The following is a 19393-nucleotide window of genomic DNA, read 5'->3' on the forward strand; positions in this document are numbered from 1 at the left end:
AGGCCCGGTAAGCGTAGCGCCACCGGGCATAAAACCGTGAGGGATTAACCGAGTTGCCCATTACCTAAATGCTTAACGCGGCGCTTCACTTCTTCTTGCTTACCGGCATTAAACGGGCGTGCGTCCGGGCTGCCTAAATAACCGCATACACGGCGGGTCACTGACACGCGGGCTGCATCATGATTACCACATTTCGGGCAGGTGAAGCCTTTGCTGGTGCACTCAAACTCACCGGTAAAGCCGCATTCATAGCACTCATCGATAGGCGTGTTAGTACCGTAATACGGCACATGCTGGTAGCTGTAATCCCAGACGTCTTCCAGCGCTTTCAGGTTATGCTGAATGTTCGGATACTCGCCGTAGCAAATGAAGCCGCCATTCGCCAGCGGCGGGTACGGTGCTTCGAAATCGATCTTGTCGTAAGGATTAACCTTTTTCTCCACGTCGAGGTGGAAGCTGTTGGTGTAGTAACCCTTGTCGGTCACGCCCGGCACGACACCAAACTCGGCGGTATCCAGACGACAGAAACGATCGCACAGGTTTTCACTCGGTGTGCTGTACAGGCTGAAGCCGTAACCGGTCTCGTCTTTCCACTGATCGACTGCCTTACGCAGACGTTCGACAATGGCAATGCCCTTGGCACGAAGCGCTTCGCTGTCGTACAAGTGCGTATCACCAAACAGCGCATTGATGGTCTCGTGAATACCGATATAGCCCAGAGAGATTGATGCACGGCCATTTTTGAAGATTTCAGACACGTCATCATCCGCTTTCAGGCGCACACCGCAGGCACCTTCCATATACAGGATTGGCGCTACGCGGGCTTTCACGCCTTCCAGACGAGCGATGCGGGTCATCAGCGCTTTACGCGCCAGCACCAGACGATCGTCCAGCAACTTCCAGAAAGTGGCTTCGTCGCCGTGGGCTTCCAGCGCAATACGTGGCAGGTTGAGGCTGATCACGCCGAGGTTGTTACGACCGTCATGGATCTGTTCGCCGTTCTCGTTTTCCCAAACACCGAGGAAACTACGACAGCCCATCGGGGTTTTGAACGAACCGGTGACTTTTACGACCTGATCGTAGTTCAGGATGTCCGGGTACATACGCTTGCTCGCGCACTCCAGCGCCAGCTGTTTAATGTCATAGTTCGGATCGCCAAACTTATGGTTCAGACCGTCACGGATAGCGAACACCAGTTTCGGGAAGACGGCAGTTTTACGATTTTTACCCAGACCGGCAATACGGTTACGCAGGATGGACTGCTGAATCAAACGAGATTCCCAACTGGTACCCAGGCCAAAACCAAAGGTGACGAACGGCGTCTGACCATTGGCGGTATGCAGCGTGTTCACTTCATACTCGAGTGACTGGAATGCGTCATAGCACTCTTTCTCGGTACGGGAATGCGCATAACCGTCTGCATCCGGGATTTGCCACTCTTCAGCAGTTTTACGGTGTTTGTTAAAGCTCTCGGTCACGAACGGTGCCAGGACTTCATCAATACGGTTAATGGTGGTGCCACCGTAAATATGGCTGGCAACCTGCGCGATGATTTGTGCCGTAACGGCGGTTGCAGTCGAGATAGATTTTGGCGGCTCAATCTCCGCGTTACCCATCTTAAAGCCCTGCGTCAGCATGCCTTTCAGGTCGATCAGCATGCAGTTAAACATCGGGAAGAATGGCGAGTAGTCGAGATCGTGATAGTGAATATCACCACGCTCGTGTGCCTGGACGACATCACGCGGCAGCAGGTGCTGACGTGCATAGTGTTTGGCGACGATACCGGCCAGCAGGTCGCGCTGGGTCGGGATCACTTTACTGTCTTTATTGGCGTTTTCGTTCAGCAGAGCTGAGTTGGTTTGTTCAACCAGACCACGAATTTCCTGGTTCAGACGGCCACGTTTTTCACGCTGTATATCACGATCGTGGCGGTATTCGATGTACGCACGGGCGAGTTGTTTGTACGGACCAGACATCAGCTGGTTTTCTACCGCTGTCTGGATCTCGTTGATATCGACCTGGCTGCGCTCATTCATCTGGCTGCTAACGACTTCTGCGACGGTGGCACAGTAATCTGCGTCATCGACTCCCGCTGCTTTAGCTGCACGCAGAATGGCTTCTTTGATGCGCTCTGATTTAAACGGCACTTTACAGCCATCTCGTTTCATCACATGCGGTGTCATGATCACTCCATATTTATAAGAACAGGTTATCCACAGAGGTTAGGGAGCGTTCATCGGTTTATTCATCTTTCTATCCAATGACTTCTCGCAATCCAGACCTCTTTTATCCACATTTCCACTGCTATGAAGGGAAATGTTGTTGTAGCAATTGTAGTCGATTAATACAACATATTGGGTCGGAGTGCATTTTAAGTTCTATATGTAGTGATTTGCATCAAGGATGTTTACGTTTTTATTGACGTAGCTCAAAGTAAAAACTGGAGCGTACAGATGACGGGCACTGCAGCCGATTGTAAATTGTGGTGAGAAAAATCTGATTAATTATTCAACAAAAACAGAAGGGTAGGCTGGATGCATGCAGAGAAGCCCGGCAGCGCTATACGCACCGGGCTTAAAACCAATTGCAAGCTATTTTTGCAGCCACCAGATAGCTTCAAAAGGACGCAATGTCATGCCTCCGGGCTGGCTGGCGACCTCGGCATAGTTGTGCATCAGCACCCGCCAGTTTCCACCGGTATGGATCGGTTGCCAGGGTTGGAAGGTCTCGCTCAGGTTGGCAATGACCAGCAGCCGCTGTCCTTGCCATTCTCGCTGATAGCACCACAGATGCGGGCTTTCCGGTAACAGATCCTCGTAGTCGCCCCAGGTGATAACTGGTTCAGTTTTGCGTAAGGCGATCAGTTTCTGATAGGCGTAAAATACCGAATCGGCATCATCAAGCGCTGCTGAGACATTGATATCAGCCGCGTTGTCGCACAGATTGATCCACGGCTCCCCCTGCGTAAAACCGGCATGTTTGCTGCGATCCCACTGCATCGGCGTGCGGCTGTTATCGCGGGATTTACTGGCGAGGATCGCCAGCAGCTCATCGGCATCACGCCCAGCGGCATTCAGTTCGGCAAACATATTGTGGCTTTCCACATCGCGATAATCGGTAATCTGTCGAAAATGCGGGTTGGTCATGCCAATCTCTTCGCCCTGGTAGATATAGGGTGTGCCCTGCATACCGTGCAGCACCATTGCCAGCATTTTGGCCGCAGGTATGCGGTATTTCCCTTCATCACCAAAGCGTGAAACGATGCGCGGCTGATCGTGGTTACACCAGAACAGTGCGTTCCAGGCGGTGTCGTGCATACCCTGCTGCCAGTGGCGAAACAGGGCTTTCAACGCCACATAATCTGGCTTTGCCAGTGTCCACTTTTCACCATTGGGGTAGTCTACTTTCAGGTGGTGGAAGTTGAAGGTCATCGACAATTCGCTGCCGTCCTGTGCGGCGTATTGCTGACAATGAGCAAGCGAAGTAGAAGACATCTCGCCCACCGTCATCAGATTACGTGGCGTGAAGACGTCACGGTTCATTTCGCGTAAAAATTCATGCACGCGTGGGCCATCGGTATAAAAACGGCGTCCATCACCGTCAGGATCGCTCGGGAAGTCCTGCTCTTTGGAGATAAGGTTCACGACGTCGAGGCGCAGTCCATCTACGCCGCGATCGGCCCAGAATTCACAGACTTTTTTCAGCTCCGCGCGCACTGCCGGGTTTTCCCAGTTCAGGTCAGCCTGCTCCGGGGCAAAGAGGTGCAGATAATACTGCTCGCTTTCAGCGTGCCAGCCCCAGGCGCTGCCACCGAATTTTGAACGCCAGTTATTCGGGCATGCGTCCGGTGTACCATCGCGCCAGATATAAAACTGACGATACGGACTGTCTTTATCCAGCGACTCGCGAAACCAGGCGTGTTGCGTCGAAGTATGGTTAAACACCATATCCAGAATAATACGGATGCCGCGCGTTTTCGCCTGCGCCACCAGTTCGTCAAAATCATCCAGCGTACCGTAGGCCGGGTCGACGGAAATGTAATCAGCGACATCGTAGCCGTTATCAACCTGCGGCGAAATGTAGAATGGCGTCAGCCAGATGGCATCTATCCCCAGTTTTTGCAGATAGTCGAGACGTTGTGTCACACCGCGTAAATCGCCAGTGCCGCTACCGGTTGTGTCCTGAAAACTCTTGGGGTAAATCTGATAGATAACGCCGTTTTGCCACCAGTGGGGAATATTCATCGTTATTTCCTGCAAATGCGATGGGGCGCAACTGCGCCCCGAAAAAAAGTCAGACAATCTGTAATGTGCCCTGACGGTATTTACGCTGGTAGATGAACGAGGTCAGTACCATCGGGATAACAATCGAGATAACCATTGCCAGGCCAAATACCTGCCAGTAGGTTGGCTGGATGGAAAGGATGCCCGGCAAGCCGCCGACGCCAATACCATTCGCCATCACGCCGTTCAGACCGCACAGCAGTCCGGCAAGGCCGGAGCCGATCATCGCGCATAGCATCGGGAAACGGTATTTCAGGTTGATGCCGTACATTGCCGGTTCAGTCACTCCCAGATAAGCGGAGATCGCAGCAGGAACGGAAATTTCCCGCTCGTTATGTTTACGACTGGAGATAATGATGCCGACCACTGCAGAGGCCTGAGCGATATTCGACAGTGCAATGAGCGGCCACACAGGCGTTCCGCCCATGCTTTGAATCATCTGCATGTCGATAGCGAGCGTGGTCTGATGCACTCCGGTGATCACCAGTGGGGCGTACAGGAAGCCGAACAGCGCTGCGCCAATCGGAGCAAAACTGCCGGTCATCAGATGACGCACAGCAAAGGCGACACCATCGCCAATCCAGCGGCCAAACGGACCGATAAAGGCGTGCGCAAGGAACACCGCGAGGATCAGTGAGCACACCGGAACCACCACCAGATAGAGGTAGTCCGGGACGATGCGTTTCAGGCGCGTTTCAATCAATCCAAGTGCCAGACCTGCCAGCAGAGCTGGAATGACCTGTGCCTGATAACCGACTTTTTCGATAGTAAACAGGCCGAAATTCCATACTTCCGGCACTTGCTGACCCAGCAGGTAGGCGTTCATCAACTGCGGTGAAACCAGCGTGACGCCGAGCACAATGCCAAGGATCGGCGTACCGCCCATTTTCTTCACCGCAGACCAGCAGATCCCGACCGGCAGATAGAAGAAAATTGCCTCGCCAATCAGCCACAGAAAGTCATAAAGCGTTTTCAGTGAGGGATACATCTGCGCCAGCGTCTGGCCGTTGCTCATCGGCAGATCGCCGATCACGTTACGAAACCCTAAGATCAAGCCTCCGCTAATCAACGCTGGCAGCAGCGGGAAGAAGATCTCTGCGAAATGAGAAATCATCTGCTCGTGCCATTTCATGTTCTGCCGCGCGGCTTTTTTCGCCTGCTCTTTGTCGGCACTGGCCTGTCCGGTGGTCGCCAGCAGCGCTTTGTAGTAATCGCCCACCTCGGTGCCAATCACCACCTGGAACTGCCCGGCGTTGGTGAAACAGCCTTTGACCATCGGAAGTTGTTCGATCTCTTTCGGCCTGGCGTTCGCAGGCTGATTCAGCACAAAACGCAGGCGCGTGATGCAATGACTCACCGTGGCGATATTGTCGCGCCCGCCCACCAGCTCAATCAGCCGATCGATGTCTGCTTGTTTTATTTTGCTCATTATTAAGCCCTGTTGTTGACCTGGCGTCAGAGTATATCTTCGTTGAATATTTAAAAATGGGAACGTTCCCGAAACGTAGCCAAGATCACAAATTAACGCTCAGAAAGCAATCAGGAAAGGGTGGATGGGATGATGATTTGGCGCGGCTCGCTGCGGCCGTTGATCTGTTCGATCAGCTGTAAAGCCGCCTGTCGTCCGGCTTCGGCGTAACCGGGATCGACAGTGATGATCTCCGGATGGAGGAATTTCATCAGTGGTGTATTCCCCACACTCGCCAGTTGCAGATTATCGATCCGCTGCTCCTGCAAATATTTGCTGACCCCAAGGGCAAGGGTATCCGTCGCGCATACCAGGGCCGTGGTTTCCGGAGTAATGACATCTGCGGCATGCTCATAACCCTGCTTCATGGCGAGACCTGGCAGAGCAGCAACAGGATGCAGTTTATGTTTCTTGCAGAATGCAAGGTAAGCCTCATGGCGGCGCTTACCGGTGGTCACATCGCTATGGGGAACACCAAGAAAACTGATCTGGCGATGTTCACGGCCGTACAGACGTTGCATCAGAGTATGGATTGCACCCTCATCGTCATAACAGACGGAGGCGAAACCTTTGGCATCTCTTGCCAGTAGCACCAGAGAGTCCTGCCAGGAAGCGATCATGACTTCTGTAATACCGGTAAAACCAAACAGTACCACGCCGTCAATATTGCGACGTCTGAGCATGCCCAAATGCTCTTCTACCAGTTCAGGTGAAAACTGGCTTTCCATCATAATAGGATCGTAACCCTGCTCATAGAAGGCGGGCAGCATGGTCTGGACGGCGAGATTTTCTGAAAGTGAATCCAGGCGCGTGACGATAATTGCTACCACTTTGTCACTTTGCCCACGCATGGCGCGTGCGGAGCGGGAAGGGGAAAAACCGTGCTGATTCATTACCGCTTCAACACGTTCACGGGTGCGTTCGCTGACACCGCTTTCATTGTTGAGAACGCGGGAAACTGTTGATTTTCCCACGCCGCTTAAGCGGGCGATGTCTTTAATAGTCAGCCGATTCTGCATCCTGTTTTCCCGTAGCGCATTCAGTTTTAATTAAGAGGGTAACTTTACTCAAGTGGAGTGCAATGGGCAAAGTCTGCTTTATTTACTTTGTTATTCAGGCAATGTGTATACGTTTGGTTTAGTTACTGTGGTTTATCATACCGCCATAATTGCCACGAACCTTATGGTTTTCTGCGTATAATGCGCCGCGCAACTCACTCACTTACCGGAGGCTGTATGGATCCCGATCCCACCCCTCTCCCGAAACGGAGAAATAAACCTTTCCGGTAAGCCTGCTTTCACTGTCTTACCGGATATGTAAGACAGTGACGTTCTGACGTCCCTGTTGTGATTTTAGATTGCCATCAGGCAAGGCTTTGCTGTGCCTGATGTATTCACTGCGCCTGTGTTTACTGGCGCAGGGGGACTGCCTATGTTTAAAAATATTACCCGCCAGCTGTTTGCCCGGCTCAATCGTCATTTGCCTCATCGTCTGGTGCATCGCGATCCATTGCCCAATGCCCAGGCCGTTGCCAGCGCGCCGATCCCACCTTCCCTGAGCGAACATTGCCTGAAAATGGCGCTGATGGAAGAGGAAGCGCTGTGGAAAACGTTTGATGCGCACCCTGAAGGCTTGAACGCCGCTGAAGTGGAAAGTGCCCGTGAGAAACACGGTGAAAACCAGTTGCCGGCACAGAAACCGTTGCCGTGGTGGGTGCATCTGTGGGTCTGTTACCGTAACCCATTTAATATTTTGCTCACCATTCTGGGCGGCATTTCCTATGCCACTGAGGATCTGTTTGCTGCAGGCGTAATTGCCCTGATGGTTGCTATCTCTACGTTACTGAATTTTGTGCAGGAGGCGCGTTCAACCAAAGCGGCAGATGCGCTGAAAGCGATGGTCAGCAACACCGCCACGGTACTGCGGGTGATCAACGAGAAAGGAGAAAACGGCTGGGTAGAGTTGCCGATCGACCAGCTTGTTCCTGGCGACATCATCAAACTGGCGGCAGGCGATATGATCCCGGCTGACTTACGCATCGTTCAGGCGCGTGACCTGTTTGTGGCGCAAGCCTCGCTTACCGGAGAATCACTGCCGGTTGAGAAAGTGGCGAACAGCCGAGACCCGCAGCAAAGCAACCCGCTGGAGTGCGATACCCTGTGCTTTATGGGCACCAACGTGGTGAGCGGTACGGCGCAGGCTATCGTCATTTCTACCGGGGCGAATACCTGGTTTGGACAACTGGCGGGTCGGGTTACTGAGCAGGAAAGCGAGCAGAATGCGTTCCAGAAAGGGATCAGCCGCGTCAGCATGCTGTTGATCCGTTTTATGCTGGTGATGGCACCTGTTGTGCTTATCATCAACGGTTATACCAAAGGCGACTGGTGGGAAGCGGCGCTGTTTGCTCTTTCTGTGGCGGTGGGACTGACGCCGGAAATGCTGCCCATGATCGTCACTTCCACGCTGGCGCGTGGTGCGGTGAAACTGTCGAAGCAAAAAGTTATCGTTAAGCACCTTGATGCCATCCAGAACTTTGGCGCGATGGATATTCTGTGCACCGATAAAACCGGTACGCTAACCCAGGACAAAATCGTGCTGGAGAATCATACCGATATCTCCGGTAAGCCCAGTGAGCATGTGCTGCATTCCGCGTGGCTGAACAGCCATTACCAGACCGGGCTGAAAAACCTGCTGGATACCGCGGTGCTGGAAGGTGTCGATGAAGAATCGGCCCGCCTGCTCTCTACCCGCTGGCAGAAAATCGATGAGATCCCGTTTGATTTCGAGCGCCGCCGGATGTCGGTGGTAGTGGCGGAAGAAACTGATGTGCATCAGCTGGTGTGTAAAGGGGCACTACAGGAGATCCTCAGTGTCTGTACCCAGGTGCGTCACAATGGCGAGATTGTTCCGCTGGATGACAATATGCTGCGTCGGGTTAAACGCGTTACCGATACGCTTAACCGCCAGGGATTGCGCGTGGTGGCTGTGGCGACCAAATACCTGCCTGCACGTGAGGGAGATTATCAGCGTATTGATGAGTCCGACCTGATCCTCGAAGGATACATTGCGTTCCTCGATCCGCCGAAAGAGACCACCGCTCCGGCTCTGAAGGCGCTGAAGGCCAGCGGTATTACGGTGAAAATCCTCACCGGAGACAGCGAACTGGTGGCGGCAAAAGTCTGTCATGAAGTAGGTCTGGATGCGGGCGATGTGGTTATTGGTAGCAGCATTGAAGGGCTAAGCGATGACGAGCTGGCACAACTGGCCCAGAGCACGACGCTGTTTGCCCGTCTTACGCCGATGCACAAAGAGCGCATTGTCACGTTGCTGAAACGCGAAGGTCATGTGGTTGGATTTATGGGCGATGGCATTAACGATGCCCCGGCACTGCGTGCGGCGGATATTGGCATTTCCGTTGATGGTGCGGTAGATATTGCCCGTGAAGCGGCAGATATCATCCTGCTGGAAAAGAGCCTGATGGTACTGGAAGAAGGGGTCATCGAGGGGCGTCGTACCTTCTCGAATATGCTTAAGTATATCAAAATGACCGCCAGCTCTAACTTTGGTAACGTTTTTAGCGTGCTGGTGGCGAGCGCATTTCTGCCTTTCCTGCCAATGTTGCCGCTGCACTTACTGATTCAGAACCTGCTGTATGATGTATCCCAGGTTGCTATTCCTTTTGATAACGTTGATGAAGAGCAGATCAAAAAACCGCAGCGCTGGAATCCTGCCGAACTGGGCCGCTTTATGTTGTTCTTTGGGCCAATCAGCTCCATCTTCGATATTCTGACATTTTGTCTGATGTGGTTCGTCTTCCATGCCAATACGCCAGAACATCAGACGTTGTTCCAGTCTGGCTGGTTTGTGGTGGGTCTGCTGTCGCAAACGCTGATTGTGCATATGATCCGTACCCGCCGTGTACCGTTTATCCAGAGCCGTGCTGCATGGCCGTTAATGCTGATGACGCTGGTGGTCATGGTGGTGGGGATTGCGCTGCCATTCTCACCGTTGGCCAGCTACTTACAATTACAGGCTCTGCCGCTGAGCTACTTCCCGTGGCTGATTGCGATTCTGGCTGGTTACATGACATTGACCCAATTAGTGAAAGGTTTTTATAGCCGTCGTTACGGCTGGCAATAATCTTTTAGTTCTCTGCCGGATAGTGCTTGGGTCACTATCCGGCATTTTTTTATTTCATTCGAAGATATTACTCGACGATATTTCTGTTTTATTTTTATTGAAATACTAACAGGGCAAATTGGTAACAATCCCTTCCTCTCTCTTTGTTTTCTTATCAATAAAACGATCTGCGTTGCAAAAATGAAACACTGTGCTAAAAATTATTAGCGTTGACGTTTTTTTGTGAAGGCAGTCAGTGAAATAAATTGTTACACCAGTTAGTCTGCACAGGTAACGTCGTAAAGAAAGTTTCTCGCTGCCCATTTCTAATTCCGGCAGTCATTTGCTCTGCAAGCTATTCCTGTTAATGGATATTATGAACTTCTGGAGAAGGACAAATGAAACTGACAAAAAACCTGTTAAGTCTGTGCATTGGTGTATCAGTATTACTGACCAGTCATTCAACGTTGGCCCAAACTTTTCGCGCCGCAGATGTTCACCCGGCTGATTACCCGAACGTTGTGGCAGTGAAGCACATGGGAGAGAAGCTGAGTGCTGCAACGGATGGTCGTCTGGAGATTAAAACATTTCCGGGTGGCGTGTTGGGCGACGAAAAACAGATGATTGAGCAGGCACAATTAGGCGCTATCGATATTATTCGTGTCTCGATGACGCCAGTAGCAGCAATACTCCCTGAGATTAACGTGTTTACACTGCCGTATATTTTTCGCGATGAAAACCATATGCATCAGGTGCTTGACGGTATGATTGGCCAGGAAATTGGCGATCGCCTGACGGCAAACAGTAAATCACGTCTGGTGTTTCTCGGCTGGATGGATGCCGGAACACGTAACCTGATTACCAAAAACCCGGTGGTTAAACCGGAAGATTTGCACGGTATGAAAATCCGCGTTCAGGCGAGCCCGATCGCGCTGGATACTTTAAAAGCAATGGGCGCTAACTCCATTGTAATGGGCGTCAGCGAAGTGTTTAGCGGAATGCAGACTGGCGTCATTGACGGAACGGAAAATAACCCGCCAACGTTTGTTGCGCACAACTATTTGCCTGTCGTTAAAAACTATACCTGGAGTAAACATTTTATTATCCCGGAGCTATTTCTTTTCTCGAAGGCTAAATGGGATAAATTGAAAAAAGAGGACCAGGATCTCATCATTAAACTCGCTAAAGAAGCGCAAGTAGAACAGCGCAAGCTCTGGGCTGCCTATAATGAGAAGTCTCTGGAAACCATGAAAGCTAATGGCGTTCAGTTCCATGATATTGATACCGATTATTTCTTTAAAGCCACGCAATCGGTAAGGGATAATTACGGTAAAGAACACCAGGATTTGATCAAACGTATTCAGGATGTGAAGTAATTTATTGGGCGGGTGGGATTAACCATCCGTCTGAATCTTTTGATTAATTCGAGGTGATGATGATGGGTGAATGCTATTCATCAGTAATGGATTTTCTTTACCGGATCTCAATGTGGATTGCCGGAGTCGCATTATTGGTTATGGTCGCCATTATTCCTGTCGGGATATTTGCACGTTATGTTCTGAATAATGCACTGTCATGGCCTGAGCCAGTCGCCATTCTCTGTATGGTGACATTCACCTTTATTGGCGCGGCGGTAAGCTATCGCGCAGGTTCCCATATCGCGGTGAGTATGGTCACTGATCGCCTGGGAGATTCCGCCCGTCGCTACTGCTCGATTGTCGCCGATCTCATGCTGATTGCGATAAGCCTGTTCATTCTCTGGTACGGAACCACGCTGTGTCTTGAATTGTGGGATCAAGCCGTCGCGGAATTCCCGCTTCTCAGTGCCGGGCAAAACTATCTCCCGCTGCCCATTGGTTCTGCCATCACGCTGCTTTTTATTGCTGAAAAGATTTGTCGTGGTCCGCAGTATCAGCGTCCTGTTGTCATGCTGGGATCGACCAGCTAGTTACCGCCCCCATTTCATAAAGGAAAGCAGATGGATGCATTTATTCTCGTCTTTACGCTCGGCATTATGCTGGCGATTGGGGTACCGGTAGCGTACGCGGTTGGTATTAGCGCCATCATTGGGGCCTGGTATATTGATATCCCGCTGGAAGCGGTGATGATCCAACTGACCAGCGGCGTGAACAAGTTTTCATTGCTGGCTATCCCGTTCTTTATTCTGGCCGGAGCGATTATGGCCGAAGGCGGGATTGCTCGTCGGCTGGTGAATTTTGCCTATATTTTCGTTGGCTTCATTCGCGGTGGGCTGTCGCTGGTTAACATTGTGGCTTCCACCTTTTTTGGCGCGATTTCCGGATCGTCCGTGGCAGACACCGCCTCCATCGGTTCGGTGATGATCCCGGAGATGGACAAAAAAGGTTACCCACGTGACTTTGCTGCGGCGGTGACCGCCAGTGGATCGGTACAGGCGATCCTTACGCCACCCAGCCATAACTCCGTTATTTACTCGCTGGCGACCGGCGGTACGGTTTCGATTGCTGCGCTGTTCATCGCCGGGATCCTGCCTGGTTTGTTGTTAAGCTTTAGCCTGATGGTGATGTGCGTGGCGTTTGCGCACAAGCGTGGTTATCCGAAAGGCGAGCGCGTACCGTTTCGTCAGGCATTGAAGATTTTTGTTGATACGCTGTGGGGCCTGATGACGGTGGTTATCATCATGGGCGGCATCCTGTCAGGTATCTTTACCGCGACGGAGTCAGCGGCGATTGCCTGCCTGTGGGCCTTCTTTGTCACGATGTTTATCTATCGCGACTATAAGTGGTCTGAGCTACCGAAACTGATGTTCCGCACGGTGAAAACGGTCACTATCGTCATGATTTTGATTGGTTTTGCTGCCGCGTTCGGCGCGGTGATGACCTATATGCAGTTGCCGATGCGCATCACCGAAGCCTTTACCAGCATCTCGGATAACAAATACGTCATCCTGATGTGTATTAACATTATGCTGCTGCTGATCGGTACATTGATGGATATGGCACCGCTGATCCTGATCCTGACGCCGGTCCTGTTGCCTGTAACCAACGCGCTCGGTATTGATCCGGTCCATTTTGGTATGATCATGCTGGTTAACTTAGGGATTGGGCTAATTACGCCGCCGGTAGGGTCGGTGTTGTTTGTTGCCAGTGCGGTGAGTAAGCAGAAGATTGAACAAGTGGTGAAGGCGATGCTACCGTTCTACGCCGTACTTTTTCTGGTACTGATGTTAGTGACGTATATTCCGGCGATTTCGTTGTTCTTGCCGAAATTGTTTGGCGTGCTGTGATTGCCCTGCAGTGACAAAAATCCGGGCTTTCGCGCCCGGATTTCTTCATTATTTAGCGACGAACGGCGATCGCTTCAATCTCGATTTTCACGTCTTTCGGCAGACGGGCAACTTCCACGCAAGAGCGCGCAGGGAAGGTGGCGTTGTGCTCGGTGAAGAACGCTTCGTAGGTGGCGTTAACGGTGGCGAAATCGTTCAAGTCTTTAACGAACACGGTTGTTTTTACGATGTCGCCGACTTTCAGGCCTGCAGCTTCTACGATAGCCTTCACGTTTTCCAGCGACTGACGCGCCTGAGCGGACACGTCTTCCGATACGCTACCGGTTTTTGGATCGACCGGGATCTGACCGGAAGTGATGATCATGCTACCCAGGTCTACGCCCTGAACGTATGGGCCGATTGCTGCTGGTGCATTTTCCGTCGCGATAGTCTTGCTCATGATTTCTCCTGAATTACAGCGGTAATAGAATGTTCCCGGTCATTATAGGGAGCCGGGAATTCATTACCAACCCCAATTAGTTGGCCAGCACCACATAATGCGAAAACTCTTTTTCACAGTATTTGCATTTGAGTGCGATGTCATCGGCGCGCTTTTTCACTGCAAAACTGGATGAAACCGGCTCAGCATGGCTGATGCAGTTGCTGTTCGGGCATACCAGCACATTATCGATACGCTCCGGCAGGCTGGGACGTGATTTACCCACGACGTCATAGTCGTCAATGCGATTTACCGTCGCTTGTGGAGCGTACAGGGACAACTGGTTAACCTGCTCGTCGGTCAGGAAGGTATTTTCAATTTTAATCAGGTCCTTACGGCCCATCTCGCCAGACGGCAGGTTCAGACCGATAGTGATGCGCTGGTCGGTCTCTGTCAGTTTGAACAGCGTCAGCAGCTTGAAACCAACCTGTGCGGGAATATGGTCAATCACAGTGCCACGTTTGATGGCTTCTACTTGCAGTTTGTTATCGTGTGTCATCGTCATTTCCCCTTACAGTGCCAGATCGCGGTTCAGAACCAGTGCCAGTAACGCCTGGCGAGCGAATATCCCGTTGCCTGCCTGCTGGAAATACCAGGCATGTGGCGTCTTATCAACGTCGGTAGTGATCTCATCGATACGCGGCAGCGGATGCAGAACTTTCATATTCTCTCTCGCACCATTCAGATCGCTGGCGCGCAGAACAAACTGTGCTTTCACGTTGGCGTATTCAGACGGGTCCAGACGTTCTTTCTGTACGCGGGTCATATAGAGAATGTCCACTTCCGCCATCACCTCTTCGATAGTGCCATGCAGGCTCCAGGCGATACCTTTTTCATTCAGCATATCCAGAATGTATTGCGGCATTGCCAGCGCATCCGGGGCGATAAAGTAGAAGCGGTTGCCGTCAAATTTCGCCAGTGCCTGGGTCAGGGAGTGGACGGTACGACCATATTTCAGGTCGCCTACCATCGCTATCTGCAGATTGTCCAGGCGGCCCTGAGTTTCCTGAATGGTGAACAGATCCAGCAGGGTCTGCGTCGGATGCTGGTTGGAGCCGTCACCCGCATTCAGTACCGGCACATTGCCGGAGAATTCAGTTGCCAGACGCGCGGCGCCTTCCTGCGGATGACGCATCACAATGGCATCAACATAGGTGCTGATGACGGAAATGGTGTCGGCCAGCGTTTCACCTTTTTTGCCCAGGGATGTGTTGCTGCTGTCGGAGAACCCAACCACGCTGGCACCCAGACGGTGCATCGAGGTTTCAAATGATAAACGGGTACGGGTTGACGCCTCGAAGAAGCAACTGGCGATTACTTTATGTTTTAACAGTTCCGGTTGCGGGTTTGCTTTGAGTTTCGCCGCCGTCGCGAGGACCAGATTCAGATCATCGCGGCTGAGGTCGTTTATGGAAATGATGTGTTTTTGATAGAGCGGGTTAGCCATGTTTATCTCCTGACGCCTGGGCAAAAAAAAAGCCCCTCAATTGAGGGGCTTGGAATAGGTGATCAACGGGAAGAAAAACGGCAGGCCAGCGTCTTTTTTCAGACGCGGTAAGACAAAATGTCGTACACACTGAACCATACATCCTCCCGGCAAATTGTCCGCGATTATACTCAGCTACGTTATGGGATCAAGCAAATAATGCACAAATTATTCATCGCAAACGGTTCTTATGAATTTTAATTCATCTTTAGTAAATAATTAATTTGCTTGTGGACTAGCGCAGTTCGCTGAACTACCCGAGGTGCGACCCAGACAATACTGCTGCCAGCAACGACCCCCAGAACTTCCGGCAATGCGTGATAATCGAGGATTCTGGCAACGGCCCGGCCATATCCCGCTGCGGTGTGGATAAGGATAAATTCGCTATTGTGCTCTATGCTGACCACCATTTCAGCAATAGAGCGGGCGGCATCCGGCGCAGGGCGCAACTGGGGATTTGTAGAATAAATTTTTTGCCCTTTTGTATTTCTTATTTTTATAGCTCCGAGCAATTTCAGCAGGCGTGAGACAGTAGACTGGCTGATGCCGGCAAACCCCTGGTTTTGTAGTTCACAGCGGATGGCTTCCTGTGACAGGTAGCGTTTTTCTGTAATCAGGCGCTGACAAACCGCCAGCAGCAGTTGCTCTTTGGCAGAGTAATCATCGTATTCCTTCATAAAGACACCTTATATTTATTATTTATATCAATGCGATGGCGAAATTCACCATATTTTCCGTATCGATAACGGATCAAACGGGCGGTTGGGCAGAAAAACGAGAGAGCGCTCAAAAAAGCCGTCGATATCCGACGGCAAAAGGGCTACAGCATGGCGCCAATGCTTAAGACCGCCATGTTCAGCAGCGTGAGAATGAGCAGTAGTGGGGCGACCCATTTCAGGTATCGCACGTAAGGTACGCGAGCAATGGCCAGTCCCCCCATTACCACCGCAGAGGTAGGGGTAACCAGATTCACAATGCCGGAAGCGGACTGGTACGCAGTGACAACCAGATCTCTTTGCACATGGGCGAAGTCTGCCAGCGGAGCCATTATTGGCATGGTAAGTACTGCAAGCCCGGAGGAGGAAGGCACCAGGAAGGACAGCAAAACTTCCAGCCAGTAGGTAACATTGATGAAAATGGTGGTAGAAAGGCCAGAGACTAAATTCTCGGCGCTGTGCAGAATCGTGTGGGTAATCATGCCGTTATCCATCACCACGACGATGCCGCGGGCAATACCGATAATTAGCGCGACACCAAGCAGATCCCGCGCGCCGTCGATGAACGTGCTGGTAAATGCTTCTTCGCTCATTCTGGCTATCACGCCCACGATAATTGCAGCAGCCAGAAAGACGCCGGATATTTCCGCCATCCACCACCCGAGTACAGCGACCCCATAAATCATCACCGCAAAGGCGGCAGCGAAAATAAACAGGATTGCTTTACGCGTAGCCGTGAACTCAAGGTTGGTATCGGCGCGATTACCGAGAAAATGAGCGCGGTTTTCCTCCAGTTTGTCCGCTACGATAGACAGCTCTGGATGACTGCGAACTTTTCGGGCATAGCGCATCACCCACACGACGCAGATAACATACCCGACGAGCAGTAGCAGAATGCGCATCAACATCCCCTGGGTAAAAGGGATCCCGGCTGCGTTAGCAGCGATGACTGTCGCAAAGGGGTTAATCGTCGAACCGAGTGTGCCAATACCAGCGCCGAGCAGAACGGTAGCGGCGGCAACTAACGGATCGAAGCGGGCGGCCATCATTACCGGAACTAATAATGTGTAGAAAGGGAGTGACTCTTCTGCCATCCCGTAAATCGTTCCTCCGGCAGCAAAAAGTCCCATCAGGATGGGGATCATCCACTCCTCTTTACCGTTAAGTCTCACCGTCACGCGTTCAATTCCGGCGTCGATGGCACCTGTTTTATTCACAACCCCCAAAAAACCGCCGATGATCAGGACAAACAACGCCACATCAATTGCACCGGCGGTGTAGGTTTCATGGTTATAAAGACCGTCGATTGGTGCCAGTAATACCGCGGTAAAACCTTGTGGATGGGCCTCTGTGGGGGCGTAAGTGCCAGCAACCGGTACTTCTTTTCCCAGTGTGTCATTCATCGCCATCTGGTATTTCCCTGCCGGGACTATCCAGGTCATGACGGCGACAAGTGCAATGAGAATAAACAGAATGGTATATGCGCTGGGAAATTTGAATTTGCCCATGATGTTCTCCGGATAGCTCGGGCATACGTCGCCTGGCGACATATGCCCTGAGGGATTAGTCGCCGAGTGTCGCTACCATGACCGCTTTGATGGTATGCATCCGGTTCTCTGCTTCGTCGAAGACGATCGAGTGAACTGACTCGAATACTTCTTCTGTGACTTCCAGCCCTTTCAGGCCGTAAGCCGCTTCGATTTCACGTCCTACTTTGGTGTGCTCGTTATGGAAGGCCGGCAGGCAGTGCATAAATTTCACATTAGGGTTGCCGGTGGCCTTGATGACCTGTTGGTTAACCTGGTAGGGCGTCATCAGGCTGACGCGTTCCGCCCATGCTTCTTTTGGCTCGCCCATTGAGACCCAGACATCGGTGTAGAGGAAATCCACGTCGTAGACGCCTTCAGCGACATCGTCGGTGAGCGTAATGCGCGCACCAGTAACACTGGCGATTTCACGGCATTCGGCGACCAGAGCTTCATTTGGCCAGAAGGATTTTGGTGCGACCAGGCGAATATCCATGCCCATTTTTGCCGCGCCGACCATCAGCGAATTGCCCATGTTGTTACGGGCATCCCCGAGGTAAGCAAAACTCAGTTCAGGTAGAGTTCTACCCGGTGCGTGTTCCAGCATTGTCATCAGATCGGCGAGGATCTGCGTAGGGTGAAATTCATTCGTCAGCCCATTCCATACCGGAACACCGGCGTACTCACCCAGCTCCTCAACGATGTCCTGGCCATAGCCACGGTATTCGATGCCGTCATACATACGACCCAAAACGCGGGCGGTATCTTTCATCGACTCTTTATGACCAATCTGCGAGCCGCTTGGGCCGAGATAGGTCACTTGCGCACCCTGGTCGAAAGCGCCGACTTCAAAGGCGCAACGGGTGCGAGTAGAGGTTTTTTCAAAGATCAGCGCGATGTTCTTGCCGATTAGTGTTTGTCTTTCACGCCCGGCTTTTTTCGCGGTTTTTAGCTCGATAGCCAGATCGATGAGGTACTGGATCTCGGTGGGGGTGTAGTCGAGAAGTTTTAGAAAGTTGCGATTTTTCAGTGAAATAGCCATAAATAGGTCCTTAAGTCGTAGTAGGCAGGATGGCAACTTCGCCTTATCCGGCCTGCGGGTTCGTGCCATCAGGTAAAAGGGGTTTATGCGTCGACGGTTTCGCTGCGAATCAGCGTGCCTTTGTCTCCGCTGAGAATGGACGTGCCGTCAGCCAGCGAACCGATGCCCGCAATGCCGTGGCAGCGGCTGACAAACTCGGCGCAGGCCGTGACTTTGGGCCCCATTGAACCGGCGTCGAATTGCATTTCGCTGAGTAGCTCCGGAGTGACCTGAGCCAGCGGGCGTTGAATGGGTTTGCCCCAGTCGAGGTATACGGCGTCGGCATCTGTCAGGATCAGCAGCGCATTGGCATGGATTTGGCTGGCGAGGAGGGCTGCGGAGAGATCTTTGTCGATCACCGCTTCAATACCGTGGTAGCCATCGGCCTTCTCCACCACGGGCACACCACCGCCACCGTTGCAAATAACCAGATGATCGCGGGCGATCAGGGTACGAATCGCGTCGCTTTCAACAATGCGCTTGGGTTGTGGAGAGGGGACCACCCGGCGGAATGCTTTACCGTCGGCTTTGAAAACCCAGCCCTTTTCCGCCTGTAATGTCCTGGCCTGGATGTTGTCGTAAATCGGTCCGATATATTTGGTTGGGTTGCTGAATGCCGGATCGCTGGCATCGACTTCAACCTGCGTCAGCAGGACGCTAATTTCACGCTGCGGAAGCTGATTTTTCAGCGCCTGCTGTAGCATGTAGCCGATCATGCCCTGGCTCTCCGCGCCGAGAATGTCGAGCGGATAGGGGGTGACGCTGGCGTAGGCACTGTTTTGTAACGCCAGCAGTCCGACCTGCGGGCCGTTGCCATGCACCAGGATCACCCGCCACTGCTGCGTGAGCTGGGCGATGGTTTTTGCTGCCAGCTCAATATTTTTACGTTGAATATCTGCTTCCAGCGGCTCGCCACGTTTGAGCAGCGCGTTGCCACCGAGGGCGACAACCAGAGTAGGTTTGTTTTCCAT

General features: G+C 52.0%; 17 protein-coding genes and 1 pseudogene. 6 read left to right on the top strand and 12 right to left on the bottom strand.

Going from position 1 to position 19393, the window contains the following annotated elements:
- Positions 1–44: 44 nt before the first annotated feature.
- The 4 genes from nrdD to treR all read right to left on the bottom strand — a co-directional run bounded on the left by nrdD (position 45) and on the right by treR (position 6794).
- Positions 45–2183, bottom strand: a complete 2139-nt coding sequence (gene nrdD, locus AACS05_RS02150) for an anaerobic ribonucleoside-triphosphate reductase (protein WP_045439162.1) — start codon at positions 2181–2183, stop codon at positions 45–47.
- A gap of 408 nt (positions 2184–2591) precedes the next feature.
- Positions 2592–4244, bottom strand: a complete 1653-nt coding sequence (gene treC, locus AACS05_RS02155; RefSeq protein WP_045439165.1) for an alpha,alpha-phosphotrehalase — start codon at positions 4242–4244, stop codon at positions 2592–2594.
- 49 nt (positions 4245–4293) lie between these two features.
- Complete coding sequence (gene treB, locus AACS05_RS02160) at positions 4294–5712, bottom strand: PTS trehalose transporter subunit IIBC (RefSeq protein ID WP_045439168.1); 1419 nt, start codon at positions 5710–5712, stop codon at positions 4294–4296.
- Positions 5713–5822: 110 nt separating this feature from the next.
- The gene (treR, locus tag AACS05_RS02165) at positions 5823–6794 is read right to left on the bottom strand and encodes a trehalose operon repressor TreR (RefSeq protein ID WP_255351280.1); all 972 of its coding nucleotides are present in this window, start codon (positions 6792–6794) and stop codon (positions 5823–5825) included.
- Positions 6795–6986: 192 nt separating this feature from the next.
- Between treR and mgtL the strand changes: the two genes are divergently transcribed.
- The 5 genes from mgtL (at position 6987) to AACS05_RS02185 (ending at position 13135) form a co-directional block, all read left to right on the top strand.
- A complete protein-coding gene (gene mgtL / locus AACS05_RS24910) occupies positions 6987–7040 on the top strand; it encodes a mgtA regulatory leader peptide MgtL (protein WP_223307022.1) in 54 nt (17 codons plus the stop codon).
- 142 nt (positions 7041–7182) lie between these two features.
- Entirely contained in the window at positions 7183–9891 is a 2709-nt protein-coding gene (mgtA, locus tag AACS05_RS02170; RefSeq protein ID WP_045439174.1) for a magnesium-translocating P-type ATPase, read from the top strand.
- 377 nt (positions 9892–10268) lie between these two features.
- Positions 10269–11246, top strand: a complete 978-nt coding sequence (locus AACS05_RS02175; RefSeq protein WP_045439178.1) for a TRAP transporter substrate-binding protein — start codon at positions 10269–10271, stop codon at positions 11244–11246.
- Between the two features lie 62 nt (positions 11247–11308).
- On the top strand, positions 11309–11818 hold the full coding sequence (locus tag AACS05_RS02180) for a TRAP transporter small permease (protein ID WP_045439181.1): 510 nt from the start codon (positions 11309–11311) through the stop codon (positions 11816–11818).
- Between the two features lie 30 nt (positions 11819–11848).
- Positions 11849–13135: a TRAP transporter large permease gene (locus tag AACS05_RS02185; protein WP_045439183.1), complete on the top strand. Its 1287-nt coding sequence runs from the start codon at positions 11849–11851 to the stop codon at positions 13133–13135.
- Between the two features lie 52 nt (positions 13136–13187).
- On the opposite strand, the gene ridA is transcribed toward AACS05_RS02185, so the two are convergent.
- The 4 genes and pseudogenes from ridA to pyrL form a co-directional block, all read right to left on the bottom strand.
- Positions 13188–13574: a 2-iminobutanoate/2-iminopropanoate deaminase gene (gene ridA, locus AACS05_RS02190; protein WP_042321681.1), complete on the bottom strand. Its 387-nt coding sequence runs from the start codon at positions 13572–13574 to the stop codon at positions 13188–13190.
- 76 nt (positions 13575–13650) lie between these two features.
- Positions 13651–14112, bottom strand: coding sequence for an aspartate carbamoyltransferase regulatory subunit (pyrI, locus tag AACS05_RS02195; protein WP_003025816.1), 462 nt, complete (start codon positions 14110–14112; stop codon positions 13651–13653).
- Between the two features lie 12 nt (positions 14113–14124).
- Positions 14125–15060 carry an aspartate carbamoyltransferase gene (gene pyrB, locus AACS05_RS02200; protein ID WP_045439188.1) on the bottom strand — a complete coding sequence of 312 codons (936 nt, stop codon included), beginning with the start codon at positions 15058–15060 and terminating at the stop codon, positions 14125–14127.
- 2 nt (positions 15061–15062) lie between these two features.
- Positions 15063–15198 (bottom strand): annotated as a pseudogene (pyrL, locus tag AACS05_RS02205) (pyr operon leader peptide).
- Here pyrL and AACS05_RS02210 point away from each other — a divergent pair.
- On the top strand, positions 15178–15300 hold the full coding sequence (locus tag AACS05_RS02210; RefSeq protein WP_136345326.1) for a hypothetical protein: 123 nt from the start codon (positions 15178–15180) through the stop codon (positions 15298–15300). The pseudogene pyrL and the gene AACS05_RS02210 overlap by 21 nt on opposite strands.
- Here AACS05_RS02210 and AACS05_RS02215 read toward each other — a convergent pair.
- The 4 genes from AACS05_RS02215 to arcC form a co-directional block, all read right to left on the bottom strand.
- A complete protein-coding gene (locus AACS05_RS02215) occupies positions 15297–15776 on the bottom strand; it encodes an arginine repressor (RefSeq protein WP_045439191.1) in 480 nt (159 codons plus the stop codon). The two genes, AACS05_RS02210 and AACS05_RS02215, sit on opposite strands and share 4 nt — an antisense overlap.
- Positions 15777–15919: 143 nt before the next feature.
- Positions 15920–17323: a YfcC family protein gene (locus AACS05_RS02220; protein ID WP_045439193.1), complete on the bottom strand. Its 1404-nt coding sequence runs from the start codon at positions 17321–17323 to the stop codon at positions 15920–15922.
- 55 nt (positions 17324–17378) lie between these two features.
- Positions 17379–18383, bottom strand: a complete 1005-nt coding sequence (gene argF / locus AACS05_RS02225) for an ornithine carbamoyltransferase (RefSeq protein ID WP_045439195.1) — start codon at positions 18381–18383, stop codon at positions 17379–17381.
- An 83-nt stretch (positions 18384–18466) separates the two neighbouring features.
- On the bottom strand, positions 18467–19393 hold the full coding sequence (arcC, locus tag AACS05_RS02230) for a carbamate kinase (RefSeq protein WP_045439198.1): 927 nt from the start codon (positions 19391–19393) through the stop codon (positions 18467–18469).

The sequence above is a fragment of the Citrobacter sp. S-77 genome (assembly GCF_963864895.1).
Lineage (GTDB): Bacteria > Pseudomonadota > Gammaproteobacteria > Enterobacterales > Enterobacteriaceae > Citrobacter > Citrobacter murliniae.